Consider the following 11,584-nt stretch of genomic DNA (forward strand, 5'->3'; position numbering starts at 1 on the left):
CGCAGGTGAAGCTCCGTTCATACCCGCAAAAACTCATCCCTTTACACTTTCTCCGGTTCACCCGAAGGAGTGGAGTGCCCATGGCCCCGCTAGCTGTATCGCGTATCGGCCACTATCTGTTGACTGTTCTGGCCAGTGGGATGCTGGCCGGTGTTGCCTTCGCACAAACGGAAAACGCTTCATTGGAAGCGCAACGTGCTGCGTTCAAGCAGGCTTATGCCGCCGCCAGCCGCGGCGGCGATGGCTGGCGAGAGCAGGCCAGGGGGCTCACTAACTATCCGCTCTATCCCTATCTGCAGGCGGCTTCGCTGGAGCACGACCTGCAACAGGTGGATCGCCCCACCGTGGAAACCTACCTGCGCCAGTTTCCCGACCTGATTCCGGCCAGCGACCTCAAGCGCGATTTCCTGCAGGAGCTGGCGCGTCGCCAGGACTGGACCGATTTCGTCGCGATGTACCAGCCGGGCCTTGGCGACGCGCTGAGCTGCAACGCCTTGCAAGCGCAGCTCGCCGGGGGCGCCAAGCTGGATTTCAATCGCGACCTGGCTGCGCTATGGGCTGAGCCCGCATTGCCTTCGGCCTGCGATCCGGTGCTGCAGGCGGCCTTCGAACAGGGGCTGCTGACACCCGCGCGCGTCTGGTCGCGCATCGACATGGCCGTAGAGGCCGGCAAGGCCGCCACGATCTCCGCTTCGTCGAAATGGCTGCCGCCTGAAGAGGCCGGCACGGCGCAGAACCTGGCGCAGGCGCTCAACGATCCCGCGGCGGCCCTGCTCGCCGCCAAGCAGTGGCCCGACAACACGCGCTCCCGCCAAGCCGTCACCCTGGCACTGGCGCGCCTGGCGCGGCGCCAATCCGGCACGGCTGACGACGCCTGGCAGCAGCTGCAGGGTCGCTTCCATTTCACTCCCGCGCAGCGCGATCGAGTGTTGAATGCGCTCGCCGTATTCCACGCCGCCGATTTCGACAGCAATGCGCTCGCGCGCCTGATCGAGCTGCCGCCCTCCGCGCAAACGCCGACCAGCCGCGAATGGCGCGTCCGCATGGCGCTGGCGGCAAAGAACTGGCAGGCCGTGCTGGATGGGATTGCCGCCATGGGGCCCACCCAGCAGCAGGACGATGAGTGGCAGTACTTCCGTGCACGCGCCTTGGGCGAACTGGGCCGCGCGGAGGAGGCGCAGCGCGTGTATGCCAGCGTTGCCGGACAATCCAGCTACTTTGGCTACCTGGCCGCCGACCATCAGAGCGCCTCGTATGCGCTGTGCAACACCCAGCCTGCCGCCGATCCGCTAACTCGACAGGCCGTGCTGGCAATCCCCGGCATCCGCCGCGCCTTCGAACTGTTCGCGATCGGCAACCCTAAGCAGGCGCGTCGCGAGTGGAATCTGGCGCTGGCCAATGCCGATGCCCCGACCGTCCGCCAGGCGGTCATCCTTGCCAATGAGCGCGGCTGGTACGACCGCGCGGTGTTCGCGTTCAACAATGGCGACGCGCTGGGCTATTACGCGCTGCGTTTTCCGCTCGCCAGCCAGGATGGCCTGGTGCCGCAGGCGCAACAGGCCGGCATCGACCCGTCCTGGGCCTACGGCATTCTGCGCGTGGAAAGCGCATGGATGAGCGACGCGCAATCCGGCGCCGACGCGCGCGGCCTGATGCAGTTACTGCCTAGCACCGCCGCTACCGTAGCGCGCCGCAACGGCCTGCCCTGGAACGGCGGTGACAGCCTGTATGACCCTGCCACCAACATCGAACTGGGCACGCGTTACCTAGCGCAGATGGCTGGACGTTTCAACGGCTCGCTGTGGCTGGCCAGCGCTGCGTACAACGCCGGTGCGGCGCGTGTGGACCAGTGGGTCACGGCACGCAGCATGCTGCCGCCCGATCTGTTCGTGGCTACCATTCCCTTCAAGGAAACCCGTGAATACGTGGCGCGCGTGATGTACTACAGCGTCATCTACGACTGGCGCCTGCACGGCAAGGCCGCACCCATCTCCACCCGCATGCTGCCGATCGGGCAGCCGTATAGCCGGCTGGACCCGCCTGAGGAGCACAAATCGTTGACTTGCCCAGCGCCCACTGTAGCGACGGCGACTTCGTCAGCGGCGGTGCCGGCGACGGCAGCTACGCCAACCGCTGCACCGGCCAGAGCCAAGTTGCGCTGAGCCTGCGTAGGCTGGGATGAAATCCCAGCGTTCGTGTCGATGGCGATGCTGGGATTCCATCCCGTCCTATCGTGTCGTGTTCACTGGGTTACCATGCGAAAAGAGTAAAATTCACGCAGGGTTGCTTCCCTCCCAAGCGGCAGGAGGACTTTGCCATGACCCCGCAACGCATCGTCGTCCTCGGTGGAACCGGGTTCGTTGGAAGCTATCTGGCGCCTCGTCTTGCCGCCGATGGGCATCGCCTGATCCTGCTCTCCCGCAATCGGGAACAGCATCGTGAGCTGACCGTGCTGCCCGACATAGTCATCCGCAGCGCGGACGTCTACGACGATGCCGTGTTGCGTCGCCATTGCGGCGGCGCGGATAGCGTGATCAACCTCATCGGCATCCTCAACAACAGCGGCCGCCATACCTTTCAACGTGCGCATGTGGAGATGGCGCGACGCCTGGTCGGGATCTGCAAGGCAGCCGGCGTGCAGCGACTGCATCAGATGAGCTCGCTGAATGCCGGCGCGGGACAGTCGCAATATCTCAAGACACGCGGCGAAGCGGAAACATTGGTCAAGGTGTCGTCGCTGAATTGGACGATCTACGAACCCAGCGTGATCTTCGGACCCGGCGACGGCCTGGTTACACGCTTCACCAATCTACTGCGCAAGATGCCCGTGCTGCCGCTGGCGCGTGCCACGTCGCGGATGGCTCCCACCTATGTGGGCGATGTTGTCGAAGCCATCGCACGCTGTGTAGCCGATGACAACCTCGCCACGCGCCGCAGCTTTGAATTGTACGGGCCGCAAGTGCTCACCTTGGGCGAGATCGTGCGCGCCATTCGCGATGCCGCCGGCTTACGCACCTCCATCCTGCCGCTGCCCGACAGCCTTGGCCGATGGCAGGCGCAGATCGCCGGCATGCTCCCAGGCAAACCTTTCTCGTTCGACAACTTCCTCTCTTTGGGTACCGATTCGGTCGGCAGCGCGGATGGCTATGCCGCCCTGGGCATCGTGCCGCAGCTGTTCACCGCATGGCTCCCGCGCATCATCCTGGGCACACCTCGACAGCACCGCCTGGACTTGTCGCGCCAGAACTTCCGACATCGCAGAGCTTAAGGACCCTCTGATCTATTCCTACCTGCCCGGCATGACGTCCAGAAGGCTCGCAGGGCGTGTCGCGCGGCACAGGGCAGACTGGCAGCCGCGGGGCACGGCCTGTGGGCCTTCTGGACGTCACCCCGTCATTAAAATTCAAAAAGGTTGGGGCCGCACGCTTTCGGGCGGCACTGTATGCGCGCCTCGCTTCGCCCCGCCGTCTAGACATACTCCCTGCCTTCCTCGCTCCTCAAACCAGGCACGTCCCTGTGCCTTCCCCGCGTGCGCCGCCGGGGCGAAGCGAGGCGCGCATACAGGGCGGTGACGGGTACGTAGGAATAGATCAGAGGGTCCTTAGAGAAGGCCATGGCACAATAAGGCATGCGAACTTATCTGGTCGGCGGCGCAGTCCGCGACAAACTGCTAGGACGCCCCGTGACCGACCACGACCACGTGGTGGTGGGTGCGAGTCCGCAAGACATGCTGGCGCTGGGCTACAAGCCAGTCGGCAAGGATTTTCCGGTGTTTCTGCATCCGCAAACGAGCGAGGAATACGCCCTCGCTCGCACCGAGCGCAAAACGGGACACGGCTATCACGGCTTCGCCATTCACGCCGATCCCAGCGTGACGCTGGAACAGGATCTCGTACGACGTGACCTCACCATCAACGCCATTGCGCAAGATGAGGAAGGCCGGCTGGTCGATCCTTATGGCGGTGAACGCGATATCGAACAGCGCCTACTGCGGCACGTCTCGCCGGCCTTCATCGAAGACCCGGTGCGCCTGCTGCGCGTAGCCCGTTTCGCCGCGCGCTTTGCACCGCTTGGCTTCACGGTCGCCAACGAAACTATGGCCTTGCTGCAACAGATGGTGCGCGATGGCGAAGTCGACCATCTGGTGCCCGAACGCGTATGGGCGGAAACGCGCAAGGCGCTGAGCGAAGCACAGCCTTCGGCCTTCCTGCGCGTGCTGCGCGAATCCGGCGCGCTGGCCGTGGTGTTTCCGGAAATCGACGCCCTGTACGGCGTGCCCCAACGCGCCGAATTCCATCCCGAGATCGATACCGGCATCCACCTGGAAATGGTCCTGGATGCCGCCGCCAGGCTCGCCCCCGGCAACGACTTGGTAGGCTTCTGCGCCCTCACCCACGACCTTGGCAAGGCGCTCACTCCGCAAGACGAACTGCCACGCCATGTCGGCCACGAGCATCGCGGTGTAGAACCCCTGCGCGCGCTCGCCGCGCGCATCAAAGTCCCCACCGAATACGCGGAACTCGCCGAACTGGTCTGTCGTGAGCACCTCAATGCGCATCGCGCATTCGAATTGAAGGCCGCTACCGTACTGAAACTGCTCACGGCGCTCGATGCCCTGCGCCGCCCCGAACGCCTGCAAATTTTTCTGACCGCTTGCCTGGCCGACAAGCGCGGCAGGCTCGGCCATGAACAGGACGATTACCCGCAGGCGGACTGGCTACGCCTTGCACGCGATGCTGCCGAGTCGATCACCTCTACGCCATTCGTGTCGCAAGGGTTAACAGGGCCCGCCATCGGCGCTGCGATGGAAAAGGCGCGTGTGCAGGCCATCAACGAATTGAGATAAACCCTGTGGCAGAACCAACCGCAATGACAGAAGACGCCTTCACGTCATCAGGGCCATCAGATTGGGGAGTCAAGGTCACCTCTATGCTCCCCCCACATTGATGCCGAGCGCGAATAGTGTCACCAGGAGCGCTAGGGACATGGCCGACATGGCCATCCAAACCTGGCCGAATCGTGGCCACCTTTCGCTCCACAGGGCCAGCGCCAGATAGATCCCCGGCGCCACCCCCGCGTAACGGGTCATTGAGACCAGCGTGCCGGTACACAACGGCGCCAAGAGCGTCAGCAGCGTGAAGACCGTCAGCCCGCGCCAGCCGTGCCGCCAGCAAGTCACCGAGCTGCAGATGGCCAGCAGCGTGATCCCAAAATGGAGCATTCTCGGATTCCACGGCGTAATGATCTTGTGAGGGCGGTTGATGTAGTCGAGCAACGCGCTCCAAGGCGCATGCCAGTCGCGCCCCCATGCAACCTGGATGTCCTTGAACGCCAACGGATTGCCTGTGATCCGCCATAGGTAGGCCGCGAACGCCGCCAGGCCTCCCGCGGCCAGCATCAGTTTCAGCAGGTCAGCCACTTGGCGGTCCCCCTTGAGCCATCGCATGAACAGCGCGGGAGCAAGAAACAACCCGTTCAAACGGGTGGCGCCGGCGCACAGCCCTAAGAGCCCGGCAAACCACCAGCGCTGCGCCAACGCAGCGAGAAACGAGGCCGTCACGAGCGCGAAGAAGAGCGCTTCGGTGTGGGGCAACATGGTGAAATAGCTAGTCGGCCAGAAAGCCGCAAATAGCGTGGCTTGATCGGCCAGCCTCTGCGAGTGCGCGAGACGAAGCGTAAGGAGCCAAAGGAAGCTCAATCCAGCAAGCCAAAGCAGGTTGGACAACAGTATGCCGGACCATACCCATTCACCCGTCAGCGCCGCCGCCGTTTTCCACAAAATAGGGTGCAACGGGAAGAACGCCCAATTCGCCTGCTTGGATGTATCGAACAGGCGTCGTTCGTACCCGTCATGGGCGATAGAGTAATACCAGCCACTATCGTTTCCGATGGCCACGCGGCGGAGCCCATCGGCGATGGCTTGGCCGGACAGTTTGATCGCGACGCTGTCGTCCTTGCCCCAGCGCTCCACCGGCACCTGGGCAATCATTGGAGCAACGGCAAGGATGAGGATCACGACCAGCCGGGACAGCACAAACGGCATCAAGGCGCGCTTGAGGCACTTGGGAACGGCATCGGCCATGCGCTGGAGTGGAGAGCGCTGAGCCGAAGCCATTGCGATGTCAACAGAGTTCATCAGCATCCTGCATTTTGTTTTCGCTTAAAGACGCCCACCTAGATCGGCCGCCAGCAATTCCGCAGGCAGCGGCAACGCCGGCAGTCCACGCGCCAGCAGCATTGCCTGGAAGCGCTCACCCATCTGGTCGGGCAAGGTGAGTTTCTTCACCTGCTGGGCGAGACGGTGGCGCGTAAGCTCGTCCGCGGCTTGCTCGTAGGCATGTTCGAAGACGGCTTGCAAACCGGCGGCAATCAGGAAGTGGGCCTGCGGCAGATAGGCCGCCACGCCGAAGCCGGCGCTGTTGCCCGCTTCGGCCAGGGCGGTGAAGTCGACGGAGGCGGTAAGGTCGTTGAGCCCTGGCAGGTAAAGCGGATCGTTGTGCGCACGGTGACGATAGTGCGCCATCAAGGTACCGTCTTGCCGTTCCGGTAAATAATATTCCCGCCGCACGTAGCCGTAGTCGATGAACAGCATCAGGCCAGCCTCAAGCGAACCGGCAATGGCCTGCATCCAGTACGGCAGCTGCGGGAGAATCTCCGAGCGGTAGCCGTCTTCGAAGCTTCTGCCGAGGTCGCGTTCGACGTGTCGCACGGCACCGGCAACCAGGGCATCGGCGGGGCGATCCACGCGCATGAGGCGCGCCTCGCCATCGAGCGCGACGTATTCTTCGTAAACCTCGCCATGGCGCAGCACGAAGCGCGTGGTCGGCAAGGCGTCGATCACTTCATTGGCGAACAAGACGCCACGCCAAGCTTGCTCGGGCGGACGGTCAATCCACGCCACGCGCGCCATGATGTCCGCCGGCAACGCCGCCGTGAGTCGCTCGCGTTGCCGCTCGCGCAAATCGGCGCTGGGTTCAAGGATTAGGTAACTGCGCGGCAGTACGTCGTTCCCGGCCAGTGCCAGCAGCGCCGCTTCGGCAAATGAGCCGCTGCCCCCGCCGAGTTCGAGGAAATTCGCCTCGCTACCCAGCATGGCCAGTACCGGCTGCACAGCTTGGACTACGCAGCGCGCAAACAGCTCACCCAATTCCGGCGCGGTGACGAAGTCACCGGCCTTGCCGAACTTGGTCTTGCCGGCACTGTAGTAGCCCAGACCCGGCGCATACAGGCAGCGCTCCATGTATTGCGAAAACGGTATCGGTCCGTGCGCAGCGATGGTTTCGCGCAGGTGCTGCAGCAGGCGCTCGGAATGCGCAAGTTCCTCGGCCGCGGGCTCAGGCAGGCGCGAAGATTGGGATGACCTCGTCATGAATGGGAAGCTGCGTCGACTGCGTTGGGCTTCAGCAGCCAGCGCACGGCGAGCAGACCGACTTCGTAGAGCAGGCACATTGGAATGGCCAGCATGATCATCGAAGTAATGTCCGGCGGTGTAACCACCGCTGCGATGGCGAAGGCGCCGACGACAGCGTAGCGTCGTCCCTTGCGCAGCTTGTCCAGATCTACGATACCCACCGCCGCCAGCACCACTACCGCCACCGGCACTTCGAAACACAGGCCGAAGGCGAAGAACATCAACATGACGAAATCGAGGTAATGCGTGATGTCCGTCATCATCTCCACGCCCTGCGGCGTGACCGCCGTGAGGAAGCGGAACGCAGCCGGCAGCACCAGGAAATAGGCGAACGCGCAACCGATGTAGAACAGCACCAGCGCCGATACCAGCAATGGCCGCGCCAAGCGCTTCTCATGCTTGTAAAGGCCGGGGCTTACGAACGCCCACAGCTGATACAGGATCACTGGCATGCTGATGAACAGCGCCGCGTAGAACGTGAGCTTCAGCGGGGTGATGAAGGGACTAGCGACTTCCGTGGCGATCAGGTGGGCACCTTCGGGCAGGCGCGAGACCAGCGGTGCGGCGAGCCAGGCGTACAGGCGGTTGGCGAACGGCACCAGCGCCGCCAGCACCACGGCCAGCGCAAGAATGGCCTTGATCAGCCGGGTGCGCAGCTCCAGCAAGTGCGAAAACAAGCCTTCCTGCGATTCCATTTCAGGCTCAGCCGCCATGGGGTGTTTCCTTCGACGCTTGAGCGGATGCGAAATCCTTGCCCGTGTCGGTGATGCTGTCGCGCACCTCAGTGGCCGTGCTTGTCACCTGTTCGCGTGTCTCGCGTGCGGCCCTGTTCATATCGGCCTGCAGGCTTTCCGCGCGGGCCGCGGCTTCGCGCGCGGTGCGCTTGAGTTCCTCGATTTCCAGCTCGCGCTCCACCTCGGCGCGCACGCTGTCCCAGCCCTGGCGCAAGCGGCGCATCAGCGCGCCTGCCGTGCGCGCGGCATGGGGGAGTTTTTCCGGGCCGAGCACGATCAGCGCGATCAGCGCCAGCAACACCAGCTTGCCGAGGCTGATCTCGATCATATGGCGTTCCTATGCGCTTATTTCGATTCGCTGGAATCGCGCTGCTGCTGGCTGGCCGTGTTGCCGGCGCCGGGCGCCGGATCGGCCTGCAGCTTTTCCTGCGCCTTGCGCTTTTCTTCGTCCTCGTCGCCTTGCATGGCCTTCTTGAAGCCGCGCACGGCGTTGCCGAGGTCGGAGCCGACCCGCGTCAGTTTGCCGGTCCCGAACACCAGCAGGATGATGACGAGCAGGATCGCCCAGTGCCAAATGCTGTCCAAACCCATGAGTAACCTCGTTGCGGAGCCTGCCATCGCGCCTGCGGGAGTACAGGCGCCGGCGTTCCGTCAAGTGAAAAGCGCGCCCTGCGCGACCTCAACGTGCAGTGTACTCCTCCAGGGCGTCACGGAAGTGCACGACCGCCGCCGGGACATTGCTGACCCCGCCCTCGAAGATACGCCGCGGCGTAACTCCCTTGCCGTAAGCCTGTTGGTTGGCATCGTAGTCGATCTTGATCACCGAACCATCCAGCGCCACCCCGGCGAACAGGCCACGGGCGCGGGAATAGGAATAGATCTCCGCCTTCAACTGCTGGTCAGTCGCGGCCGAGGCCGTGCGCCCAACCGGGCCGGCCGCGGCCGAAGCATCCGCACCTACAGTGAACTTGCCGTTGACGATGGAATCCACACCGCGCTGGGTGCGGAACACCAGGATCACGTCGGTCTTGGACACGCCGATCTGGAAGCCCACGCTGCCGCCTCCGAAGGAGATGAAGCTAGGGTTGGACCAGGTACCGTCCGGATTCTTGACCGATACCAGGCCCTCGCCGCGGCGGCCTCCGAAAACAAATCCGACCTTGAGCACGTCGGGAATGACGGCGATCGCCCGCGCGTCGCGCAGCAGATCGGTGGGAATGGACTTGTCCGGCGCCTGTTCGATCTCGTTGAGCACCCGCACGGCACTCTGGGCGCGCTGCTCCGGAGTGTCGTCTTCGGCATGCACGGCAGCGACAGGCAGCAGCAGTGCAAGGGCGACGAACGAAAGGCGACGCAGTGCTTTGATCATGGATGGCTCCCGATTTGGATGACTCGATCACGTTCGCAAACGGCGGCAAGCATAGCCGTCTTGCGCAAAAAGCTCGTGGCCGCTTATGGCAGACTTGCCTTGCTCACCTGCCGCCTGCGCCGCCATGCCAGCCCATCACTATACCGGCCTTGCCGGCCAATCCTACGACCAACCCGCTCAGGCTGGCGTACTGCTTGTGAACCTGGGCACACCGGACGCACCTACGGCGCCGGCGCTACGCTCCTACCTGGCCGAATTCCTGGGCGATCCGCGCGTCATCGAGTATCCGCGCTGGCTGTGGTGGTTGATCCTGCACGGCGTCATCCTGCGCCACCGGCCGGCCCGTTCGGCGCATGCCTATGCGCGGGTTTGGACGCCTGAGGGTTCGCCGCTGCGGGTGGGTTCGGAAAAACTCGCCGCCGCCCTCCAGGCCAGGCTGAGCCGGAGCGCACCGGGACCCGTACGCGTTGGCCTGGCCATGCGTTACGGCAAGCCTTCGGTACGCGAACAGATCCAACAGATGCAGCGCGCAGGCGTGCGCCGATTGCTGGTACTCCCGCTGTATCCCCAATACTCGGGCACCTCCACCGGCTCGGTGATCGACGCAGTGGCCGATACCTTCAGGCAACTGCGTTGGCCACCGGAACTGCGCATCATCAATGGCTACTACGACGATGCCGGGCATATCGATGCACTGGCACAATCGATCGAACGCTGGTGGGCCGAGCACGGCCGCGGGGACCGGCTGTTGCTGTCGTTTCATGGCATTCCGCAGCGCTACGTGGCAGCCGGCGACCCCTATCTGCATCAATGCCAGGCTACGGGGCGTTTGCTGCGCGAGCGATTGGGGCTGGATGCCTCGCAACTGAGCATGAGCTTCCAGTCACGCGTAGGCCGTGAGCCATGGCTGCAGCCGTATACGGATGAGACCGTGCGTCGCTTCGCCGCTGAAGGCGTCCGGCGGCTGGACATCGCCTGCCCCGGCTTCGCGGTGGACTGCCTGGAAACGCTGGAAGAAATCGCCATGCAGAACGCCGAATTCTTCACCGGCGCTGGAGGCGAAGCACTACGCTACATTCCAGCCCTCAATGACAGCGATGCGCAGGTCGCCAACCTGGCTGCGCTGATCCAGCGGCATGCCCACGGATGGCCGGAATTCACCTCCGGCGCAGCGGCATGAACGAGCACACTGCCGAAGCTGCGCCGGTCGAGCAGCGCATCGTTTTGTCGCAGCATCTTTCGCTTACGGCCTTGATCTGGGGCGACGCCGGCGCCCCTCCGCTGTTGGCTTTGCACGGCTGGCTGGACAACGCCGGCAGCTTCGCCCTGCTCGCGCCGAAACTAGCCAGGCGCTTTCGCGTCATCGCGCTGGAGCTGCCTGGACACGGGCATTCCGGCCATCTTCCCGCCGGCATCAGCTATCACTTCGTCGACTATGTAAGCGCGGTGCTCAGCGCCGCGGATGCGCTGGGGCTGGAGCGCTATACCCTGCTCGGCCATTCGCTAGGCGCAGGCATCGCCTCGCTTGCCGCTGCGGCCGTTCCGCAGCGCCTTGAACACCTGTTCCTGATCGAAGGACTGGGTCCGCTCGGCGATGACGGCACGCATACCTTGCGGCGCTTTCGCGATGCTTATGCCGCACCTGCGTCAAGCGGCAAGTCGCTGCGGGTGTTCGCGAACGTGAACCAGGCAGTCAGCACACGCACGCTGGCCAGCGGCCTGCGCGCGGACCTTGCTCGGCCGATCGTGGAGCGTGGACTTGCCGGGATCGCGGGCGGCTACCGCTGGCGCAGCGATCCGCGTCTTACGCGCCCCAGCGCGCTGCGGCTCGCCGAAGAGCAGATTCGTGCGCTGCTTGCGGGCATCGAGGCACCTACCTCATTGCTGCTCTCAAGACCAGTCACGCCCTATTTGCCCAGCGCAATGATGCAAGCGCGTGCCCGGCAGGTACCGAATATCGCCGTGACTCACCTGGACGGGGGGCATCATTTGCATCTGGAGCATCCTGACGTGGTAGCTGCATGGCTGCTCAGCACCTTGTAGGCAGGGATGATTATCCCTGCCCACGAA

At 64.0% G+C, this 11,584-nt stretch carries 11 protein-coding genes; 5 read left to right on the forward strand and 6 right to left on the reverse strand.

Annotated elements, in window-relative coordinates:
- Nucleotides 1–80 precede the first annotated feature (80 nt).
- The 3 genes from EKH80_RS12330 (at nucleotide 81) to EKH80_RS12340 (ending at nucleotide 4,846) form a co-directional block, all read left to right on the forward strand.
- Entirely contained in the window at nucleotides 81–2,162 is a 2,082-nt protein-coding gene (locus tag EKH80_RS12330; RefSeq protein WP_196240387.1) for a transglycosylase SLT domain-containing protein, read from the forward strand.
- A 155-nt stretch (nucleotides 2,163–2,317) separates the two neighbouring features.
- Nucleotides 2,318–3,268, forward strand: coding sequence for a complex I NDUFA9 subunit family protein (locus EKH80_RS12335; protein ID WP_126685063.1), 951 nt, complete (start codon nucleotides 2,318–2,320; stop codon nucleotides 3,266–3,268).
- A gap of 360 nt (nucleotides 3,269–3,628) precedes the next feature.
- Nucleotides 3,629–4,846, forward strand: a complete 1,218-nt coding sequence (locus EKH80_RS12340) for a multifunctional CCA addition/repair protein (protein ID WP_126685064.1) — start codon at nucleotides 3,629–3,631, stop codon at nucleotides 4,844–4,846.
- A gap of 81 nt (nucleotides 4,847–4,927) precedes the next feature.
- Here EKH80_RS12340 and EKH80_RS12345 read toward each other — a convergent pair whose 3' ends face one another.
- The 6 genes from EKH80_RS12345 to EKH80_RS12370 all read right to left on the reverse strand — a co-directional run bounded on the left by EKH80_RS12345 (nucleotide 4,928) and on the right by EKH80_RS12370 (nucleotide 9,514).
- Nucleotides 4,928–6,136 (reverse strand): MptA/MptB family glycosyltransferase, encoded by a 1,209-nt coding sequence (locus tag EKH80_RS12345; RefSeq protein WP_126685065.1) that lies wholly within the window; start codon nucleotides 6,134–6,136, stop codon nucleotides 4,928–4,930.
- Nucleotides 6,137–6,160: 24 nt separating this feature from the next.
- A complete protein-coding gene (locus tag EKH80_RS12350; RefSeq protein WP_126685066.1) occupies nucleotides 6,161–7,369 on the reverse strand; it encodes a class I SAM-dependent methyltransferase in 1,209 nt (402 codons plus the stop codon).
- The gene (tatC, locus tag EKH80_RS12355; RefSeq protein ID WP_126685067.1) at nucleotides 7,366–8,124 is read right to left on the reverse strand and encodes a twin-arginine translocase subunit TatC; all 759 of its coding nucleotides are present in this window, start codon (nucleotides 8,122–8,124) and stop codon (nucleotides 7,366–7,368) included. Before tatC ends, EKH80_RS12350 begins: the two co-directional genes overlap by 4 nt.
- Nucleotides 8,114–8,473, reverse strand: a complete 360-nt coding sequence (gene tatB / locus EKH80_RS12360; protein ID WP_126685068.1) for a Sec-independent protein translocase protein TatB — start codon at nucleotides 8,471–8,473, stop codon at nucleotides 8,114–8,116. Before tatB ends, tatC begins: the two co-directional genes overlap by 11 nt.
- Nucleotides 8,474–8,490: 17 nt before the next feature.
- Complete coding sequence (gene tatA / locus EKH80_RS12365) at nucleotides 8,491–8,736, reverse strand: Sec-independent protein translocase subunit TatA (protein ID WP_126685069.1); 246 nt, start codon at nucleotides 8,734–8,736, stop codon at nucleotides 8,491–8,493.
- Nucleotides 8,737–8,824: 88 nt separating this feature from the next.
- A complete protein-coding gene (locus EKH80_RS12370; RefSeq protein WP_230473656.1) occupies nucleotides 8,825–9,514 on the reverse strand; it encodes a lipid-binding SYLF domain-containing protein in 690 nt (229 codons plus the stop codon).
- A gap of 124 nt (nucleotides 9,515–9,638) precedes the next feature.
- On the opposite strand from EKH80_RS12370, the gene hemH reads away from it, so the two are divergent.
- Together hemH and EKH80_RS12380 are read left to right on the forward strand one after the other, a co-directional pair.
- Nucleotides 9,639–10,694 (forward strand): ferrochelatase, encoded by a 1,056-nt coding sequence (gene hemH, locus EKH80_RS12375; RefSeq protein ID WP_126685070.1) that lies wholly within the window; start codon nucleotides 9,639–9,641, stop codon nucleotides 10,692–10,694.
- Complete coding sequence (locus tag EKH80_RS12380) at nucleotides 10,691–11,557, forward strand: alpha/beta fold hydrolase (RefSeq protein WP_126685071.1); 867 nt, start codon at nucleotides 10,691–10,693, stop codon at nucleotides 11,555–11,557. Before hemH ends, EKH80_RS12380 begins: the two co-directional genes overlap by 4 nt.
- The last annotated feature ends 27 nt before the right edge of the window (nucleotides 11,558–11,584 follow it).

Source organism: Dyella choica (genome assembly GCF_003977665.1).
In the GTDB taxonomy this organism is placed as follows: Bacteria; Pseudomonadota; Gammaproteobacteria; order Xanthomonadales; family Rhodanobacteraceae; genus Dyella_B; species Dyella_B choica.

What these genes read in the sequence shown, in the direction of transcription:
- EKH80_RS12330 (WP_196240387.1), top strand. Translation starts at nt 81, where the DNA reads ATGGCCCCGCTAGCTGTATCGCGTATCGGCCACTATCTGTTGACTGTT.
- EKH80_RS12380 (WP_126685071.1), top strand. Translation starts at nt 10,691, where the DNA reads ATGAACGAGCACACTGCCGAAGCTGCGCCGGTCGAGCAGCGCATCGTT.
- tatA (WP_126685069.1), bottom strand. Translation starts at nt 8,736, where the DNA reads ATGGGTTTGGACAGCATTTGGCACTGGGCGATCCTGCTCGTCATCATC.
- tatB (WP_126685068.1), bottom strand. Translation starts at nt 8,473, where the DNA reads ATGATCGAGATCAGCCTCGGCAAGCTGGTGTTGCTGGCGCTGATCGCG.
- EKH80_RS12350 (WP_126685066.1), bottom strand. Translation starts at nt 7,369, where the DNA reads ATGACGAGGTCATCCCAATCTTCGCGCCTGCCTGAGCCCGCGGCCGAG.
- EKH80_RS12335 (WP_126685063.1), top strand. Translation starts at nt 2,318, where the DNA reads ATGACCCCGCAACGCATCGTCGTCCTCGGTGGAACCGGGTTCGTTGGA.
- hemH (WP_126685070.1), top strand. Translation starts at nt 9,639, where the DNA reads ATGCCAGCCCATCACTATACCGGCCTTGCCGGCCAATCCTACGACCAA.
- EKH80_RS12370 (WP_230473656.1), bottom strand. Translation starts at nt 9,514, where the DNA reads ATGATCAAAGCACTGCGTCGCCTTTCGTTCGTCGCCCTTGCACTGCTG.
- tatC (WP_126685067.1), bottom strand. Translation starts at nt 8,124, where the DNA reads ATGGCGGCTGAGCCTGAAATGGAATCGCAGGAAGGCTTGTTTTCGCAC.
- EKH80_RS12345 (WP_126685065.1), bottom strand. Translation starts at nt 6,136, where the DNA reads ATGAACTCTGTTGACATCGCAATGGCTTCGGCTCAGCGCTCTCCACTC.
- EKH80_RS12340 (WP_126685064.1), top strand. Translation starts at nt 3,629, where the DNA reads ATGCGAACTTATCTGGTCGGCGGCGCAGTCCGCGACAAACTGCTAGGA.